Raw genomic sequence first — 17935 nt, forward strand, 5'->3', positions numbered from 1 at the left:
CCACCTCCTGCGTTGAGGGTGATTGAGATAAATACTGTACTCCCCTCAAATTGACATTGTCAGCTTAGTACCCGGCGGCCAGAGAGTCCGGTTTGCGAGGATCGGATGCCCCGTAAAATCCCTGCGGCCCCTTAAGAATACTTTGAGCACCACCCATGGTTTCCCCGACCGCGATGGTGTGACCCCATTGTTCAAGAAGGGTCAACGTGTCCGGACTCAATCCGCGTTCCACTCGCACTTCGTCGGGCATCCATTGATGATGAACACGGGGAGCCGCAGTGGCAGAGGCCAGGTTCATATCATGATCAATGACATTCAAAATAAGTTGAAGTGTCGTGGTAATGATTTGACTTCCTCCCGGGCTTCCGGTGGCGAGAAACGGTTGTCCTTTGTGTAGAACCAGTGTTGGGGTCATTGAGGAGAGGGGGCGTTTTCCTGGTTCAATCGCATTGGCCGCCGATCCCATCAGGCCATAGGCATTGGGCGTTCCGGGTTTGGCCACAAAATCATCCATTTCATTGTTCAACAGAATCCCGGTTCCCTCAGCCACAATGCCGCTGCCAAAGCTGAAATTGATGGTATAGGTGTTCAACACGACATTGCCGTCTTTATCCATGACCGAAAAGTGTGTGGTATCGCGCCCCTCGTAAGGCAACGGGTTGGAGGGCCGAATACCTGATGAAGGACGAGCCTTCTGCGGATTAATGGAGGCATGTAACTGTTTCGCATATGCCTTGGAGATCAAACCCTGTACGGGCACCTCGACAAATTCAGGATCGCCCAGCCATCGGCTCCGGTCCGCATAAGCAAGCTTCATACTCTCAACCAGCCAGTGAATAGTCCTGGCACTATTGTGGCCGAATATTTTTAGTGGCTCGTGTTCCAGGATGTTCAGCATTTGAATCAAATGAACGCCCCCGGAACTGGGTGGTGGCATCGATACAATGTCATACCCCCGATACGTTCCCCGCAGTGGTTGCCGCCAGACTGCACGATAGCGACCCAGGTCTTTTTTGGTCATCAACCCTCCGTGGACACGCATCTCGGCGCTCACACGCTCCGCGATTGGACCGTCGTAAAAAGCACCTGGACCCTGCTCGGAAATTTGTTGAAGCGACCACGCCAGATCGTTCTGAATCAACCGATCCCCGGACCGGTGCCTCGCCCCATCCGGTTGAAAAAAAATGCGGCGAGTGGAGGGCCATCGAGAAAGCTGTGTCGCATGCTCTTGCATCGCTGAGGCCAAATCAGAGGAGATGATGATTCCTTCCCTGGCAAGTTGGATTGCCGGAGCCAGCACGGCCTGCAGAGATAGGGTGCCATATGTTTCAAGCGCTTTCACCAAACCCGCGACCGTGCCGGGAACGCCCACAGATTGATGGCTGTAGCGAAGGCGTGACAGGTCGATTGTGCCTTCCGCATCAAGAAACATCTGTGGCAATGAGGCAGCAGGAGCGACTTCGCGATAGTCGAGGGCCATAACAACAGGCTTTTCTGCTGTGTAAATCAGCATAAACCCGCCGCCCCCGAGATTCCCAGCCTGGGGAAGCGTAACAGCCAGCGCAAATCCCACTGCTACCGCGGCGTCAATCGCATTCCCTCCGGCTTTTAATATGTCCACACCCACACGGGTTGCCATGGCCTCTTGACTGACGACCATTCCGTGTTCAGCATAGACGGGATGAAAGATTTCCCGGTGGGTAAAGAGGGGCGTCTCTTGCGCCAACCCATCATCCAAAACGCTTCCCACCAAGACACATGAACACACTATCCATGCCAGGGAGGCCCTGCCTGCCAGTGCCCAACGAGATGTATACTTCATGTGGGAAACCTTGTACGTTATCATGCCGGATACCCTTTGAGACCTTTCACCGAGACAACAACAAACCACGTGGGATGGCGAGATGCCTCCATCTTGCTTTGCACCCTCAAATTTATAGAGAAACCGGATCTCAGAATACCTTGAAAAGTTCTGAAAACAAAACCGGGCCTTTCACCCAACCAAGGACCATTTCCCCTATTCCCCGAGGCATTTTCTATTGAGCCCGCTTCTTGCTTCTCACATTATATTGAGTGAGTATTGGGTAAACATCTGATACATAAATGGTTCTCAACCGTTTACCCTTATTTTCCTGTTTCAATAAAACGTGACCATGATGACGATTGAAGAATCCATTCTTGGCTTTCTTGTGGCCCTCGCCGCGGGGGCTTTGATTGGCTTGGAACGGCAGCAGGATCTGGGCGCAGAGCGCAAAACCGGCATCGGTGGCGTGCGGACCTTTCCCTTGATCGCCCTTGCCGGAGCCATGTCGGCGTTTATCTCACAGGTCCTTGGCGTGTGGCCCATTATTGCCACACTCCTGATTCTTGGCGCGCTCCTGGCTGTGGCCTCCGACAAGGAATGGGGTCGGAAAGATCCGCCCGGGATCATCACCCCACTCGCAGCTCTGATCACGTTTCTACTAGGAGTTCTTGCCTTGCTCCCTGCCCTCCCGATTGATACTCCACATCGGTATCTCCTCATTGTCGGCAGCGCAGGGGTCGTCATGGCCTTGCTGTCGTTAAAAGAACGGCTGCATCATGTGGTACAACAGGTGTCCGATGATGATATCTATGCGACGGCCAAATTTGTCATTTTAGCCCTGGTCGTCTTGCCTCTCCTCCCCAACCGCACGTTCGGGCCTCTAGATGTCCTCAACCCCTTCCATACCGGCATCATGGTCGTCCTCGTTGCGGGCATTAGTTTTTTGGGGTATCTCTGCACTCGAATCATCGGACCCAATAGAGGACTTGCAACAACGGGCATCCTGGGAGGATTCGTGTCGTCAACCGCCGTCACCATGAGCATGGCTAATCAAACACGGGAGGACCCACGTCTGGCGCTACCGGGAGCCATGGCCATCCTGGGGGCGTCCAGCACCATGTTTGCCAGGATGCTGGTCATCGTCAGCCTTCTTCAGCCGGATCTGTTCCTGATGCTACTCGCGCCGCTGGGAGGCATGGCCCTCTGCGGGTATGTCATGAGTTTCATGTTGTATGGCAAAGCGCAACGCACAGTGTCCGATGGCCAAGACATCTCCCATCGTAATCCATTTGAATTACGTCCAGCCCTGGGATTTGGTCTATTGTATGCCGGAGTCCTGTTCATCTCGAAAGCTGCCCAAACCTACCTGGGTGATCAAGGATTGTATGCGTCCAGTCTGTTAGCGGGCACCACCGACGTCGATGCCATCACCCTGTCGGTCATCCGGTTACAGCAGGATGGACTCCTGGCCTGGACAGCCGCCACGGCCGTCACTCTTGCTGCCATGACGAATACCGTTGTGAAGGCTCTGTTAGCAGGATGGTTTGGAGGAAAACCGCTCATGAAATATGTGGCGCCGGGGATGATCGCCATTTTAGCAGCCGGCAGTCTTATCCTGATCGTTTTTGGCTTCACGCACCCTTAATTATTTGAATTGGAAAAATTGTTCATGCACCTTCAGCCGAACGCTCGCACCCATACGATCCTCAAAGTTCTCGTGGGCTCCCATGCCCATGGCTTGGCATCCGACAAGAGTGACCGGGATTACAGGCGGATCTATGTCATTCCGACGGAGGAGATGTTTCAGTTGGGATTTAAATATCCCGGCTCGCAGTGGACCAAAGATGATGGGGATGAAACAGCTTGGGAGATCGGCCAATTTCTTCTGCTGGGGACGCAAGGCCATCCCCTGATTCTTGAAGCGCTGGTGGCCCCCGTCATCACAGCCGATGCCTGGGGAGAACAACTGCGCATGCTGCTGCCGGCGCTGTGGTCGCCCCAAAAAGCCTTTGAGGCCTTTACCAACTATGCCAAGAATCAACGCACCAAATTGCTGGATAAGAAAGACGGACGTCCGGCAAAGTATGCAGCGGCCTATATCCGGGTTCTCTACAACCTGTGTGAATTGCTCAGGTCAGGAAGCTTTCACATCCGCATTACCGACACATCGGCAGGAGAACGGCTGGCTCGCATCAAAAATGGACAATACCGATTAGGAGACGTGATGGATTGGGGGGAAGAACTCACCGCACAGGCAGAGCAATTAATTGCTGCCTGCGGGAATGAACCCGATTTACCACGCATTAATGAATTTCTGGTGGCCATTCGCCGGGCATTTCTGACCCCTTAGCCTGTGGGGGAAACGCATGCCCTTGCCAAGGGAAATCTTTCAGCTTCTCGTCGCTTTCGACCATCCTGCATAAAAAAGAGGGGATCATTTGATCCCCTCTTTCAATACCCCTGTTCCTGGCTCCGGATTGCCGGTGACATGGATAATCGTCATATCGCCATTCACTTTTTGCTCTTATCGTTATTACCCGATCCCATAGGGACAGCCCTCTGCTCGTTATGAACGACATTGGGTCGAATCTCATTCATGGGGTTGATGGCATGAGCATCATGAAACGCTGCGGCTCGTTTCAATGACTCTTCCTGTGATGGTGGGCTCTCTCCCGGGTCATTCGCCGTCGGCATACCTAAGACGGGGTCTTTGAAATGACCCATGGGATAGCCCGGATGCTTTGGGAGTAGGCCGGGATTCCCAAACGCCAGTGACCCCATCAACGCCAGACTTATAAAGACTGTTGCCACAACGAGACATCGTTTCATCATTGACATCCTCCTTTCTCTCTTGGCCGAAGCAGGAACAGGAGCGAAAAAAAGGAAATCATTACAGGCCTGCTATGACGCAGGCCTGAGAATCTCTACATTAGGCAGCAACCCGCCCATCACTGGGGAGAATGGTACGGGAGTTCTGGGAAGACCCACTCAGCTCTGATGAGCTTGGAGCATTTCCAACCAACAAAGCCGTGAGGGCGATCATTACACCCGCCGTTAGTCCCATGATGGCAATCACGCCTTCAATAATACCACCCATAACACTCACCTCCTCTCAACCTCACTCTCCAAACATTCCTGATTGATATTTTTAGCCTTCAAAATAATCTCCTGCCCAAAAAAGTCAAGAGACAGGAAAATCGTCTAGTCTGGGTTTGCAACCGGCTTGGTATTGCGGCTGCCCTGCTTCCACCCCCTCAGGTGGCTTGACTTTGTCGAAACCTGAATTAGCTCTATTATAGATACAAGATATTTAAACAGCGGAAGTTGATGCTCCTGAGCAAAGAAGTCATGGCTGGTTGCTTTTACCTGAGTGGGATTTCCGGGACACCAGGCATGAAAAACCTTCTTCTTTAAATTATTCAGACGAAAGGAGAACACACATTATGGAACTCAAAAATCTACTTACCCCCTGGAATTGGTTCAAAAAAGAAGAAGAACAATCTCAACCAGCACGAAGTCAGAACGTATCCAGATCGAGCGACCATCCACTGGCTCGGTTCCATCGTGACCTGGACCAACTGTTTGACAGCGCCTTCCAGGGATTCCCTCTATGGGCGGAAGGAAGGGAAACCGGAAGTTCGTGGGGAGGCTTCATTCTGCCGCACGTCGATATCAGTGAAGACAAGAAGCAGTACACCATTACCGTGGAGGTGCCAGGCGTTGCTGAAAAAGATATTCAAATGACGCTTGCGGACGGGACCTTGATGATTCAGGGCGAAAAACGAACCGAGCAGGAAGATAAACATAAACACTATCATCGAGTCGAACGTTCGTACGGGTCCTTTCAACGCATACTGTCTCTCCCAACGGATGCGGATGAAAACACCATCGAAGCAAAATTTAAAAATGGCGTCTTGACCATCACTATAGGGAAAGATCCCGCCGCAAAACCGGCTGTACGAAAAATTGCTATCACGTAAGGCTTTTCACCTTAGTTCGGTTTGTGACCCGGCGGCTGGCAGAAAACGCCAGCTGCCGGACATCGCAAACATGATTTCTCCTGATCACTCCTCCTCCGGCATCAACGGGCACTACGGCATGCCACCCTCTTGAGATGTAGGCCCCACTCGAGATGGTTCAGTGTTACCTGACATGTAATTGTCTCCTTTTTCCGTAATTTGAGAAAGAGTTTTTCCGCATTTTCCGGTAGGATTTAAACGGCCATGGTGAAGAAGCATGTATTGATTTTTTCGATTCTATTTATAATTTTTTTCGATTTGCCTCTATGCTTCTCAGGGCTTATCTTTTAGATATGAAGGGCTGATAAAAGCTTCGCCGAATCATTCACGACAACACGTCATGACAAATGAAGTTGAACATTCAGATCCTCACCTCAAGGAAAGGAGGTCAAACGATGAAGAACATCATGATGTTATTCGCAGCACTGATCTTCATGGTTGGAGCGGGGGGATACACGTTTGCTGGTAGCACAAAGCCTTCGCTTCAGGTTGCCCCAGTAGAGTGGGGAAGCCATACGGCTGAGTTCCACCTCACCCAGGCCGACAAACTCGAACAAGAGGCCACAGACTTGGCGGCCAAGGTGAGAGGATTGAATCAAAAAGTCGCCAAGTACGAGAAAAAGCCATACCTGGACACCAAGGGATTTTACCGGGATGGTCTAAAAATGATTATTGGGACAACTTTACAAAAGGTAAGTACCCTCCAGGACCAAGTAGCCTGGCATCGTGATGAGGCCTCACGGTTGACGGCTCTTGAAGAAAAGCCTCAAGACCGTGCTTCTAATTCAGAAGATACGACCACTTCTTTGCATGGCACTTCTCGCTCACGCTCGCACAGTGAGAGTCCATCTTAAATAAATCGTGATGAAGTGGAGTGTCTGAATGGGTTGTAAGAAAAAATGGTTCGTCGTACTGAGTACTGTAACTGGGTTGTTAGGACGGGGAACCTATCAGGAGCAGTTGAAATCATCTCGAAATTGAAAGGAGGATGAGCTTGCGAGGAGAAGCACGCATCGCTAGGCTGTGGCCCATGTTGATGATATGGATCCGCAATTTGGGCTTCCTTAAAGGAGGATACAGACCACGAGCCGGGGTTCCTCCGTCCCAGGGAAAAAGTGGCGTAGCCGGATGGGGGATCGAGCCGGGCCTCGTGTTGTGAACGGAGCGTTTCTCTTGGGCAAGGGAAATCACGTCATCTCCATGAGAAAAATTTTATATGACTGGTCCGGCCCTTCCCATGATTCCCTTATTTTCCAGCCAATCTAGCGGTTCTTTGTTTGGCGAGATCTGAAAGCGCGAGGAATAACGTGTAATGCTCCCCTTTCGAGCCACCTCTTAAAAATAAAGCAGGTGGTGATAATTAAGCCAATCCATCTGTTTACTATCACTGACTCAAGAGTTGTCCAGTCAATCTCACACCTCCAATCCAGAATTAATGCGTAGGCTTTCTCGTAGCCACATATAGCCAGTGGCATCGATCCCTCCAATTTTCCCAACCAATTCGCGTTAATCCACATATTTCCTCAAAATCTTCCTGAGAAAGTATAGAAGGTACAAAGAAGCCGGAGCACAAGCAAAAGAGCATGTGGGGTTTTCCCTGACCGGACTCAGGTAATTACATCAAATGGGAATGCACGCATGGCATGTCCGTTAGATACCCATTTTTCTTTGGAATTTCTTAGCATCTCCATACGGAGCAAAATCAATGTGATGAGCCGGTGGATGAAACTTCCCGCCGCTTTGGTGTTGGATGGGACAGAACACTTTTTCTGTTTCGGCTGCAATTCGAGAAGCGTATTGGAGTAATCCATTGGCGTATCCACAATAGAGACAACCGGCTTTCTGAAACGGATTCAGATAGGGAAGACGATGCCGGTCCAGCCGGATATACTCTCGACCTGATAGGAGCGGGAGTCCCAGTAAAGGGAAAACCACCCGCTGATACACTTCCACACAGAGATCGAGAACCCACAAAGGGATGATCATCGCATAGATAAAAGGCGTGGCCACCAGAATAGTCCCATGGGGAATAAGGTTCATCCAGCGCCAGCTTTTGTATTTCCTGCCGTATTGAAAACGCGACCAAACGTTGTCCATAACGTTAAACACCGTTTCAATTTCCCAAATGTAACACTCAACCCCCTTCCCACTGCCGATTCAACGCAAATAGCCCCACATGGACTCCTATTTCAGGATATACTTTTGACCTTAGAAGTTCCCCTTTCCATTCTTGGAGTTACGTGAGTGTGAATTGGTAAAAAGCCGCCAATGATCAATTATATGATGGCTTCAACTATTTGAATAATCATGCTTTCTATAAAGGCAAGTCATTTCATTTATCCCCCAAATCGGAGATCCGTATATGAGAATTGCATAAATTCCCCATGAATAATATGCTTTCCGTGACTTCCTGGTTTTGATGAATTAAAACGGCCCATCTTCATAAATCATCCCTCCTAAATGAGTCATTTCGAAAATCCCCGAATACACTCTTCGTTCAATTATCCTTGAAGCCCGATATCGAATCATGAACGTTACCGGGTAACGGGATTTCCATAACGTCCGTCTCTTGACTCCAGAATTGTTTGGTCTTATTTCACAAACAGGCAGGAGCGTTACTCCGGTTCAACAGCGCGGCATCCGACATCCTATTGACTCGACCCCCTACACGGGAAATGACAGGAGGTGCCCCATGTTCGAATTGCTTATCTTTGGGTGTATTGGAGTGATCGTATTTATCAATGCGCTGATTCTGAAATGGTTCATTGGATTTTTTGAATGAACTATCCAGGAAACAGATACAAGCTTTTAAATATTTTCGGAAGCTTTAAGGCTTTGTCGTTATTGATGGGAAACAAGACTGCTTGGATGAGAGTGCTTTTCCCAAAATCGAATCTACTTCGTGAGGTCCAATGATGAGTCAATCCCAAACAAGTCATAGATGGAATGGACGACGCGTGGTCACCTTCATGTTCATTGGCATGGCCCTGCTGATCGCTGGTATATATTTGGGCCTGGGAATCGCCGGGGACTCAAGTCTCCTGCCAGGCCTCTCACCACAATTGAAGGTTGGCGACACGTCTTTTTCGGATTCCTCGCCACAACCCTTGGTGACCGGGGCGCTCCCATTGGGGCAACAAGACGCCCAGGCTCAGAGCACCGCACTTATTCAGGTAGCCAAGCTGGCGCGTCCCGCTGTGGTCAATATTTCCACAACCGGCACGGCCAAAACCCCGGAAACATTGCGATCACCCTTTTTTGATGATCCCTTTTTCCGTCGATTTTTCGGGGATGAATTTGAGCGGCGTTTCGAACCTCCTCCATCCCCTCGTCAGGAAGGCGGAGGCTCGGGAGTCATTGTGAGTGACGATGGGCATATCATCACCAATAATCATGTGATTGAAAACAGTGATACCATTCAAGTGCTGTTATCCGACAAACGGACTTTTTCAGCCAAGGTCATAGGGGCTGATCCCAAAACAGATCTGGCTCTACTCAAAATAGAGGCCAAGGATCTGCCTGTCTTGCCATGGGGAGATTCCCATCAATTACAGGTCGGTGAAATTGTGATGGCCGTTGGCAATCCCTTCGGGCTAAGCCAGACCGTCACCATGGGAATTGTCAGTGCGGTGGGTCGGGCCAATGTGGGGATTGTCGATTATGAAGACTTCATTCAGACCGATGCGGCAATCAATCCCGGCAATTCGGGTGGGGCCTTAGTGAACCTCCAGGGAGAGTTGATCGGGATCAATACGGCCATTTTCAGCCGCTCCGGGGGATATATGGGCATTGGCTTTGCCATTCCCAGCAACATGGCCAAGTCCATTCAGGCCAGTCTCATTCAGCATGGGAAGGTGGTCAGAGGATGGCTGGGCGTTTCGATTCAGGATATCACGCCGGATCTCCAAGCCCAATTTGATAATCCTGATACGCAGGGTGCCTTGGTCAGCGAAGTGATGGAAGACAGCCCTGCAAAAAAGGCCGGTATCCAACGCGGCGATATCATTCGAAAATATGATTCGCAGACCGTGGCCGACACCCGGCATCTCCGATCTTTGGTGGCGGAAAGTGTGCCCGATTCCCCCGTAACCTTACATGTCCTCCGGAATGGAACCCCCCGTGAATTCCAAGTGACCCTTTCGGAAATGCCTAAAGATGTCAGGGCACTCGCCTCGACGGGAGAATTGAGAGGACATCATGCCTTATCGGGGATCACCGCGGAATCCATGCCCCTAGGGGAAAAGGGCATGAAAGTGATAAAGGTTGATCCCGAGAGCGCCGCTTTCCGGGCCGGCATAAGAGAGGGCGACATTATTCTCGAAATTAACCGTGAAGCCGTCAATAACGTGGAGGACTTTCAACGGTTAACAGGGAAAATCGGATCCAAAGAAAGAGTCTTGCTGCTTCTCCAACGCGGACGGAGCACGATCTTTTTCTCCATTACCCCCTAATGTTGAATGGATGAAGGTTTCTGGATCCTGCGAAATGGGGGGCACCCCTTGAGTGCCCCCCACACTGAAAAACTGAGCCACCAAAAATTTTGGCATGAAATTTCGGTCCATAAGAAAAAGTTCGAATTGAATTTCATTGTTTATGGCTACAAAAGGAGGTGAGATCCCGCCATTTGGTCGAAAAGAAAGGACTTATACAGGCTCTGAACCGGATTGTGATATCCAAGGCTGATACACATGAAGCGTACTAATCCTCCTTCGTCCGCTACAAACGATGATACGAGTCCCCGGCTCATAGGTACTCCGCTACGAAATTTTCTCAAAGAGGCTTTCACGGCCTTATCCTGGGCTCTTGTATTCTTTTAGGGAAACACGCTAGCTTTACATCTTGTCCTTCTCCATGAGCCGAGCCCTTTCTTAATTTAGTCAAGGATTTTTATCTATGGCATCCGCACAACGCGATCTTTACGACATACTGGGAGTCAAAAAAACCGTTGACGCCAAGGAGCTCAAAAAAGCTTATCGTCGACTGGCACGTCAATATCATCCGGATTTACATCCTGGCGAAAAAAAGACGGAAATGGAAAGGAAATTCAAAGAGCTAAACGAAGCCTACGAAGTCCTTGGGGATGAGGAAAAAAGAAAAAAGTACGATCAATACGGCATGAACTGGAAAGAAGCCGAGGCCTATGAACGGGCCCGCCAACAGGGGGGCGGAGCGTATCCGGGGGGAGGGCCTGGCGGGTTTACCCAGGGAGGCGCCGATTTCAGTGATATTTTTGAGAGCATGTTCCGGCAGGGGGCTCAACGGGAAGGGGCCGGTTTTCGTGGCTTCGCGATGGCGGGGGCCGACCTGGAAGCCAATCTGCCGATCTCACTCCGGGAAGCCTTCACCGGCACGCGCCGCGCCTTAAATCTTTCTGATGCCGGTGGAACGCCTCGCTCAATCGAAGTTCGCATTCCAGCCGGCGTTCGAGATGGCGAACGACTTCGGGTGAAAGGAAAAGGCGCGCCCGGTCGCGGAGGAGGACCACCAGGGGATTTATTTTTTCATGTACAAATTGCCCCTCATCCCGTGTTTCAACGCAAAGATTCAGATATTGTAGTCACCCTTCCCCTTTGGCCGTGGGAGGCCGTATTGGGCACCGACATTCCAGTGCCCACGTTATCGGGAACGGTTCGTTTGAAAATTCCCGCCGGGAGCCAGTCCCAACAGCGAATGCGTTTAAAGGGCAAGGGCCTGCCCAAACGAACAGGAGGACATGGAGATCAATTTGTGATTCTGGACATCGTTACCCCTGAGGCTCCTTCTTCCGAGGAACAACAACTCTATGAGCAATTAGCTAAGTTCGATCACCCTGATCCCCGTTCAACCCTTCTTCGTGAGGCCGCCAATGAATGACAATTCAGAACCATCATTAGAACAGGTGACCGCGGAAATCATTTCCTTCGGAAGAATTCGCCGGGAAGAAGTCTGTGCCCGACTAGGGATCGGCGAAGACATGCTGGAGGTCTGCTTGCAATGGGAAATCATTCAACCACCGGAACCGGACCCGGAGGGGACGGTCTTGTTTCCCGAAGACGCCATTGATCGCTTAAGCCGCGGGCTCCGGTTACATCGAGATTTAGGAATTAATTGGCCGGGAGTCAGCGTGGCTTTGGAATTGTTGGACCGCATCGAGGAACTGGAACAACAGATTCACAATCTTTCCAACCAGTAGACTCCAGCGATGCCTTAGTTCTTAAGAACAACCCTTAAGATCGACAGACCAAGACCTCCCACCATAACCGCCGACCAGAAAACGATCAGTCTTCCCCCCTCCCTTTGTAGATGTCGAAAATGAACACAGAGCGATTGCCCCGCCTGCCGGTTTGGCCAATCTAAGAAACCATCCCGAAAAGCAAATCCGCTTTCTACTTCTCCTCTCTGTCAGTTCTATCTGGAATGTCTCAAACCTCCATCCGGTTTGGCTCCCCCTCAATCCCGGAACTTCCCCGGACTCCTTAGCCAGCACACACGAGCCATTAATTCCCCATCTTTTGAGGCATGTTCATGCCAGTCTCACCCCGGCTATAAACTTCAGTCACTACGGCGCTCCATTGAATCGGAAATCATTTGGATTTCACCTGGTTGGCACTCCAGAAAATGATGGAAAAGCCAATGAGATCATTCACCAATCAGCCTGTAGGTTACGGCAATCATCAGAATAAGGGGCGCTTCATGAGGTTTCTCTTCATCATTTTCATGGGCATCCTGTTGTCAGCGCTGGTGGCAACAGCCGTCGGGTCCCTATCCGGCGAACTGATTCATCGACTTTTTTTAACCGTGAATGAGACATTGATCCAATAATATTGTGCCTTTATCCCCAAGCAAGACAACTCGTATATCGGCATCGCTCTCCACGAAGTCCAGACAATATAGCTCTTACCCCAAATCTTGACATCCTTAACGTTCTGAAGTTTGCAATTAATGTCGACGGTAGGCCATATCCCGCCATTGTCAAATTGCCTGACGTGTCAATTATCCTTCCCAGCTCAACCGACATCGGTTGAACAATTATCACTCCCCCACTCTGTAGATTGGGGCAAAGTGGGACGGATGAACCCCTTCGGCCTGTGGCAGGATGGGGCATTTTCAATATGCCTTTTTCTTCAATACATTGCCAACGACATCAAAAAAAATTTTTGTGGGTGACATTTTCGTTCTTTCTTATACAGAAAAATTCGATTACACACGGCGGCATGAATCTTGGACTTACTTAAAATTGGCGTTACACCAGTAATGTATTCACTATGAAAAGCGAGGCACTCATGATGGCAATTTCAAAACGGCAAGGTTATTCCACATCCTACAAAAAGAAAGAACTGACAGGGGATGATCCCTATTCAATGAAATCGGCCCCCAAGGGAATCCTTCAGTGTCCGGAATGTCAGGCCGTGTATCACCGAAAACGTTGGAGCCTTCCCGGAACGTCCTCGCCTCGTTCGTCCAAATCCACCGGTGCTGCTCCCCAAAAACCAACCAGGCAGGTCATGGTTCCACAAAGCTTTGTCTGCCCTGCCTGCCGGAAATTACGAGACGGCTATGCGGAAGGCTACCTGACCATTCACTGGCCGGACTGGAGCACACACAAAGCTGAAGTTTTAGGTCTCATTCATAACGAGGAAAGTCAGGCCAGTCGCAACAATCCTCTGGAACGGATCATGGCCATTCGCACACGTCCTGACGGAGCGGATATCGAAACAACGACGGAGCACTTTGCACAACGCCTGGGGAAACATCTCGATCGGGCGTTCAAAGGAAAGATCGCCTACCAATGGTCACATAAAGACAAATTAGCGAGAGTCGAATGGCAAGGCCCCAAAGGCTCGGTACGTTCGCGCCAAAAATCCAAAACATCACAAACTCAAAACTAAGACGGATCGCCTTCGCATCCCGGGCCTCATCCGATTATGCCTTATGGACACTCACAAGGAGAAACATCTCATGAAATCGCGCATCATGGTTTGGAGTCTGACACTGCTAATCGGATGGCCCTTAACCACTATAGGCCAGGAACCGCAGGTCGATCCTATGCAAGGCGAGGTTGTGTATCAGGACCACTGCCTGAGGTGCCACGGTATTCAGGGAAAAGGCGATGGACCGGACGCTGCCGCGCTCGTCGTCCCCCCCGCCAATTTTCAACGCACGGAATCCAGGGCCAAATCAGAGACGGACCTCCGTTCAGCAATCATCTGGGGACTGGCCTTCAGTCCTATGCACGGGTGGTGGAACAAACTCAGTGTCGAAGAAATTCGCGCAGTCACCGCCTACATTAGACGAATAGCGCCTTTTGAACCTTCGGTGCCATAAAATTAGGTAGGGAAAAGACTGCCATGAATCTGGAAGAAAGGGCTAGCTTTAGGGGATTCACTCAGGGTTAAATAGAACATCATTAAAGTAGGTATGACTTGTTTCTCACTTTTATACCAGAGAGGAATTCCTATGAGACTTACAATTCTACTCTTGATCGTGATGGGATCCCTTGCCGGATTCGACAACCTCTGGATGACCGAGGCAAAAGCCCAATCAGGCCATCCCTCCCAAATGGCCACCACCGAATCACCTTCGGTCTCAAGTGAGGAAACAATCAAGGCGGATCCGGTTTGCGACCCAAGCCGCCGGCCAAAAATTACAAAAATTGAGCCCGATGAGTTTCAACCAGGCGCTAAAGTGACCATCATTGGAGAAGATTTTGGGCAAAAAAAGGAATGTCTGCATTCGGTCACGTTCGGGTATGAAAATGCGAAGGATTTCACCCTCAAGGGGAATGAGAGAATAGAAGCAACGGCGCCTGACAACCTTTCCACAGGAATAATTTTTGTGAATGTCGAGACTGGTGGCGGTTCAGTACGGTCCGCAGTGCTCATCAAGAAAAAGGAATAAAACCTAAACGCGGCAGAATGGGGTTGCCCCGGAGCAAACGGGTTCCCAGTTGAACAGGAGATGCCAATTGGGATGGACCCCACCGGGGTGACGATGGATTGACCCCGAAGGTTTTTGAAGATATGGGGCTCTGAATCATTTATTTTGATTGTTATTCAAATGAAACCTTTGCACTCATCTGTGAGAGCGATCATCGTCTCGACCATCATCAGCCTGATACCCTTCCTCCCGGCTTTAGCCATGGAAGAGCAGGTCCAACCCGGCAAAGCGCTCTTTCAACAATATTGTCAAGATTGCCATGGTCCTCAGAGAGATGGGAGAGGAGTCCTTCGTCCTTTCCTGGAACAGGATCCTGCCAATTTGACCTCGCAGATGACACAGACCAAAACCGACCAGCAACTCTTTTCCATAATCAAAAAAGGGGGAGGCGAAATGCATGGCTGGGCGGACACCTTCACCGATGAACAGGTCCTGGACCTGGTGCATTACATCCGTGCACTCTCACCGTAAGCCTCTTGCCACACAGCATCGCGGTCAGGCATGAAGCGGATGATGAAGCATTCCGCAACACTCACCTGAGACATATCCTATTCAAGATACGCGGCGTAGACCAGCGTTTGGAGAATCGTCAACGGCATTCCGATCCAAGTAAAAGTCCTGAAACTCAAGGTGTAACCTTCCTGCTCCGCCCGCTGGATAATTATCACATTACTGGCCGCAGCAAGAATCATCAGATTACCCGCAATCGTACTTCCGACAGCCAAAGCCAGAAGGCCCATGAGGGAACCACCGGCTTCGGACACCAGAGGCAGATATAAGGCCACCAACGGAACATTCGAAATCAGTTGGCTCAGAATGATACTGAGACCAAGAATGGAAGGCAGGGAGGTGAAGTCCATCTGCAGGTGCGCGGTCCACTCCTGGAAAACTCCCGTCTGCCAGACACTCGCCATTAAGACGAACATGGCGGCAAAAAAGAGCAATGTGGACCAATCCACCTGCCGCAGCAATTCCAGACGCCGTCGACTACACACCAGCAGCGGCAACGCGGCAGCCATAGCCAGAAAGCTCAGCGGAAACTCCAGCGGCACAGCCAGAGACACACACGCAATTTTCACCGCAATCAGGCCGATTATCAGAAACAGTGCCAGACGGGCCAACCGTGCCAGAGCAGGATCGCTTACGGCCACGACGCTATGCACGAGAGCGGAGGCGTGAAACGCCTTCGGCCACATGACCCGTAAGACCAGATATGTCAGTACCAGATTGAGTAAAGTGGGGAGTGCCAGGGCCTGAAGAAAGGTCAGAAAAGGAGAAGGAACCGGCCCGTCAATCGCAATCAAAAGATTTTGAGGGTTCCCAATGGGGCTCAACAGGCTCCCGGTCGTCACGGCCACGGCTAACGTCATCAGGAGTAAGCAGGGTTCGATGCGATGTTCACGGGCTAACCGCAGGACTAAAGGCGTCCCGACGATAGCCAACGTGTCGTTCATCAATACCGCCGAAGCAAGTCCTGCCCCGAATAGGATCATCAGGACCACCCCGTCAACTGATTTCACCCGATGCAAAATCCCATAGGCAAGCGAGGAAAGGTAGCCGCTAAGAATCAATGCCTCCCCAACCACAAACATCCCGAACAAAAACACCATCACATCCAGATTGATGGCCTGTAAGGCCGAAAGGGGGGAAATCTGGCCGGTTATCAGAACCAATACGGCACCGGCAGTCATGGCGTGCCAGATCTTTACAGAGATGCCACCGATTTTCCGGCATGCAATGACCAGATACACACCCAGCAGAATGAGCAGGGAAAGATTCATGTGGAAGAGGTCGTCAAGACAAGTTCATGTAACGCGCAGTCAAATAAGAAGTGACTAGGATTGCCATGGTGTCCTACCGTCTATCGAGAAATTTTATGATATCGCCTTGGATATCCGGGGTCGTGACCAATTCAGTATGTCCAACCTCATAGTCCCGTAAGATGGAGTGAAAGCTCTGACGATAGGCTTCCGGAAGCCAAGCGGATGACACCGTGACTGTTCCATCTCCATCCGCATAGACAGTAGGATGATGCCCTTCAGGACCTGCGGCTAAGGGGTCTGGATCCTCAAACAACAAGGAATCAGAGGACTTTCCAGGGTTTCCCGTCCACACCCCTTTGGCCAAGGTCGATGTGCCTTTCGCATACAGGTACAAAAGGGAGGGTTGATAGGGGCTTGGCAGAGAGAGAGGTGCATGAAGTCGTTCTAAAAACTGTTCCGATCGACGAAGCCAAAAGGACAGGTAGGCGGCACGCCGATCAACGATGTCTTTGGATAAGGTTTGTATATGCTTGAGCAGTCCCCATTTGGACTGTCGCCACTGTCCGGTATTTCTGATCACACCGTATAAGGGCTTCAGTTCCGGTGTGAGCAATTGATCAGATTCGGCAACCGGCAGGAGATAGTAACTGGCGGGGAAAGACGCGTAAGCCTCATAGCTGAGCAAAGAGGAGTTCCAACCAAAGATCGCCCCATAGTTCATGTTTCGAAACGAACTCATGGCTCCAAGGAATGGGACGCCGGCCATCACCACGCGGCTGATTTTCCCTGCTCCCTCCCAGGTCTCCACCGCCGTATCGAGATCCTGGGTGCCATACCGTAAATAGTAGCTGACGATCAAACCGCCCATACTATGCGCAACAACAGAAATATCCTTTTTCTCTTGGTCCCGAAGCCTGCGGATGAGGGCGTCCAAGCTGTGAACAGCATCCATGAGATCCCCCCGCCAATCATAGGTAAACGGAATCACGTCCCGGCTTGTATTGTTGGAGCTCCGCAGCCGTTCCAGCAATGAACCATAGACATCGACGGAGTAGAGGAGCGGAACGACACGGACCGCATCAAGAATGGCGTCGGGTTTCAAGGCAGTCGTTTCTTCAAAACCTAGGCCGGGCACGGGAATAGTCAATGCCTGCGTGCCGAACAGCAACTGGTTGAGAGAAATAAACACCAGACTGCCATCAGACTCGCGAACCAAACGCGTGCCGTAATACCCAGGGACGACGATGATCGCCGAATCGAATGTCCGGGAATGCTCGTGTGAGGAAATCGTTTTCTGACTACAGCCTGACACCATAAGGAACACCATCAATACGGGCAGACCATTCACGAAGTTCATGAAATTTCCCATACGTCTTGTGCAAACCCGCATTTCATCCCTACCAACGAAGAAATACAAGATGGTCCTCTTCACT

18 protein-coding genes are annotated in these 17935 nt (G+C 50.7%); 12 read left to right on the forward strand and 6 right to left on the reverse strand.

The annotated features are described in order from the left end of the window. Positions 1-64 precede the first annotated feature (64 nt). A complete protein-coding gene (gene ggt, locus H6750_00090) occupies positions 65-1846 on the reverse strand; it encodes a gamma-glutamyltransferase (protein MCB9772709.1) in 1782 nt (593 codons plus the stop codon). 307 nt (positions 1847-2153) lie between these two features. On the opposite strand from ggt, the gene H6750_00095 reads away from it, so the two are divergent. After that, positions 2154-3449, forward strand: coding sequence for an MgtC/SapB family protein (locus H6750_00095; protein MCB9772710.1), 1296 nt, complete (start codon positions 2154-2156; stop codon positions 3447-3449). Between the two features lie 24 nt (positions 3450-3473). Next, positions 3474-4154, forward strand: coding sequence for a nucleotidyltransferase domain-containing protein (locus H6750_00100; GenBank protein MCB9772711.1), 681 nt, complete (start codon positions 3474-3476; stop codon positions 4152-4154). A 161-nt stretch (positions 4155-4315) separates the two neighbouring features. On the opposite strand, the gene H6750_00105 is transcribed toward H6750_00100, so the two are convergent. Beyond that, positions 4316-4636, reverse strand: coding sequence for a hypothetical protein (locus H6750_00105; GenBank protein ID MCB9772712.1), 321 nt, complete (start codon positions 4634-4636; stop codon positions 4316-4318). A 97-nt stretch (positions 4637-4733) separates the two neighbouring features. Continuing rightward, positions 4734-4901: a hypothetical protein gene (locus tag H6750_00110; protein ID MCB9772713.1), complete on the reverse strand. Its 168-nt coding sequence runs from the start codon at positions 4899-4901 to the stop codon at positions 4734-4736. A gap of 346 nt (positions 4902-5247) precedes the next feature. Between H6750_00110 and H6750_00115 the strand changes: the two genes are divergently transcribed. Continuing rightward, positions 5248-5784, forward strand: coding sequence for an Hsp20/alpha crystallin family protein (locus tag H6750_00115; protein MCB9772714.1), 537 nt, complete (start codon positions 5248-5250; stop codon positions 5782-5784). Between the two features lie 434 nt (positions 5785-6218). Further along, positions 6219-6677, forward strand: coding sequence for a hypothetical protein (locus tag H6750_00120; protein ID MCB9772715.1), 459 nt, complete (start codon positions 6219-6221; stop codon positions 6675-6677). 796 nt (positions 6678-7473) lie between these two features. On the opposite strand, the gene H6750_00125 is transcribed toward H6750_00120, so the two are convergent. Next, on the reverse strand, positions 7474-7920 hold the full coding sequence (locus H6750_00125) for a hypothetical protein (protein ID MCB9772716.1): 447 nt from the start codon (positions 7918-7920) through the stop codon (positions 7474-7476). A gap of 815 nt (positions 7921-8735) precedes the next feature. Between H6750_00125 and H6750_00130 the strand changes: the two genes are divergently transcribed. From H6750_00130 to H6750_00165, 8 genes are all read left to right on the forward strand, one after another. After that, positions 8736-10274: a DegQ family serine endoprotease gene (locus H6750_00130; GenBank protein ID MCB9772717.1), complete on the forward strand. Its 1539-nt coding sequence runs from the start codon at positions 8736-8738 to the stop codon at positions 10272-10274. Between the two features lie 442 nt (positions 10275-10716). Next, positions 10717-11676 (forward strand): J domain-containing protein, encoded by a 960-nt coding sequence (locus tag H6750_00135; GenBank protein ID MCB9772718.1) that lies wholly within the window; start codon positions 10717-10719, stop codon positions 11674-11676. Then, positions 11669-11995, forward strand: coding sequence for a hypothetical protein (locus H6750_00140; protein ID MCB9772719.1), 327 nt, complete (start codon positions 11669-11671; stop codon positions 11993-11995). The genes H6750_00135 and H6750_00140 overlap by 8 nt, the downstream gene beginning before the upstream one ends. Before the next feature lie 440 nt (positions 11996-12435). Then, positions 12436-12624 (forward strand): hypothetical protein, encoded by a 189-nt coding sequence (locus H6750_00145; GenBank protein MCB9772720.1) that lies wholly within the window; start codon positions 12436-12438, stop codon positions 12622-12624. Between the two features lie 461 nt (positions 12625-13085). Then, complete coding sequence (locus tag H6750_00150) at positions 13086-13691, forward strand: hypothetical protein (protein MCB9772721.1); 606 nt, start codon at positions 13086-13088, stop codon at positions 13689-13691. A 70-nt stretch (positions 13692-13761) separates the two neighbouring features. Then, positions 13762-14127 (forward strand): cytochrome c, encoded by a 366-nt coding sequence (locus tag H6750_00155; protein ID MCB9772722.1) that lies wholly within the window; start codon positions 13762-13764, stop codon positions 14125-14127. Between the two features lie 132 nt (positions 14128-14259). Then, positions 14260-14700 carry an IPT/TIG domain-containing protein gene (locus H6750_00160; protein MCB9772723.1) on the forward strand — a complete coding sequence of 147 codons (441 nt, stop codon included), beginning with the start codon at positions 14260-14262 and terminating at the stop codon, positions 14698-14700. Between the two features lie 159 nt (positions 14701-14859). Next, entirely contained in the window at positions 14860-15210 is a 351-nt protein-coding gene (locus tag H6750_00165; GenBank protein ID MCB9772724.1) for a cytochrome c, read from the forward strand. 77 nt (positions 15211-15287) lie between these two features. Here the strand turns inward: H6750_00165 and H6750_00170 are convergent, their stop codons facing one another. Beyond that, positions 15288-16520 carry an anion transporter gene (locus H6750_00170; GenBank protein ID MCB9772725.1) on the reverse strand — a complete coding sequence of 411 codons (1233 nt, stop codon included), beginning with the start codon at positions 16518-16520 and terminating at the stop codon, positions 15288-15290. Positions 16521-16593: 73 nt separating this feature from the next. Next, positions 16594-17859: an alpha/beta fold hydrolase gene (locus H6750_00175; GenBank protein ID MCB9772726.1), complete on the reverse strand. Its 1266-nt coding sequence runs from the start codon at positions 17857-17859 to the stop codon at positions 16594-16596. Positions 17860-17935: the final 76 nt, after the last annotated feature.

This window comes from Nitrospiraceae bacterium (genome assembly GCA_020632595.1).
Taxonomy (GTDB): domain Bacteria; phylum Nitrospirota; class Nitrospiria; order Nitrospirales; family UBA8639; genus Nitrospira_E.

Bases quoted from the DNA above. Each gene is read 5' to 3' on its own strand.
- H6750_00125 (MCB9772716.1), bottom strand. From the start codon at position 7,920: ATGGACAACGTTTGGTCGCGTTTTCAATACGGCAGGAAATACAAAAGC.
- H6750_00130 (MCB9772717.1), top strand. From the start codon at position 8,736: ATGATGAGTCAATCCCAAACAAGTCATAGATGGAATGGACGACGCGTG.
- H6750_00150 (MCB9772721.1), top strand. From the start codon at position 13,086: ATGATGGCAATTTCAAAACGGCAAGGTTATTCCACATCCTACAAAAAG.
- H6750_00135 (MCB9772718.1), top strand. From the start codon at position 10,717: ATGGCATCCGCACAACGCGATCTTTACGACATACTGGGAGTCAAAAAA.
- H6750_00165 (MCB9772724.1), top strand. From the start codon at position 14,860: ATGAAACCTTTGCACTCATCTGTGAGAGCGATCATCGTCTCGACCATC.
- H6750_00170 (MCB9772725.1), bottom strand. From the start codon at position 16,520: ATGAATCTTTCCCTGCTCATTCTGCTGGGTGTGTATCTGGTCATTGCA.
- H6750_00160 (MCB9772723.1), top strand. From the start codon at position 14,260: ATGAGACTTACAATTCTACTCTTGATCGTGATGGGATCCCTTGCCGGA.
- ggt (MCB9772709.1), bottom strand. From the start codon at position 1,846: ATGATAACGTACAAGGTTTCCCACATGAAGTATACATCTCGTTGGGCA.
- H6750_00110 (MCB9772713.1), bottom strand. From the start codon at position 4,901: ATGGGTGGTATTATTGAAGGCGTGATTGCCATCATGGGACTAACGGCG.
- H6750_00100 (MCB9772711.1), top strand. From the start codon at position 3,474: ATGCACCTTCAGCCGAACGCTCGCACCCATACGATCCTCAAAGTTCTC.
- H6750_00155 (MCB9772722.1), top strand. From the start codon at position 13,762: ATGAAATCGCGCATCATGGTTTGGAGTCTGACACTGCTAATCGGATGG.
- H6750_00115 (MCB9772714.1), top strand. From the start codon at position 5,248: ATGGAACTCAAAAATCTACTTACCCCCTGGAATTGGTTCAAAAAAGAA.
- H6750_00145 (MCB9772720.1), top strand. From the start codon at position 12,436: ATGAGATCATTCACCAATCAGCCTGTAGGTTACGGCAATCATCAGAAT.
- H6750_00120 (MCB9772715.1), top strand. From the start codon at position 6,219: ATGAAGAACATCATGATGTTATTCGCAGCACTGATCTTCATGGTTGGA.
- H6750_00175 (MCB9772726.1), bottom strand. From the start codon at position 17,859: ATGAACTTCGTGAATGGTCTGCCCGTATTGATGGTGTTCCTTATGGTG.
- H6750_00095 (MCB9772710.1), top strand. From the start codon at position 2,154: ATGATGACGATTGAAGAATCCATTCTTGGCTTTCTTGTGGCCCTCGCC.
- H6750_00105 (MCB9772712.1), bottom strand. From the start codon at position 4,636: ATGATGAAACGATGTCTCGTTGTGGCAACAGTCTTTATAAGTCTGGCG.
- H6750_00140 (MCB9772719.1), top strand. From the start codon at position 11,669: ATGAATGACAATTCAGAACCATCATTAGAACAGGTGACCGCGGAAATC.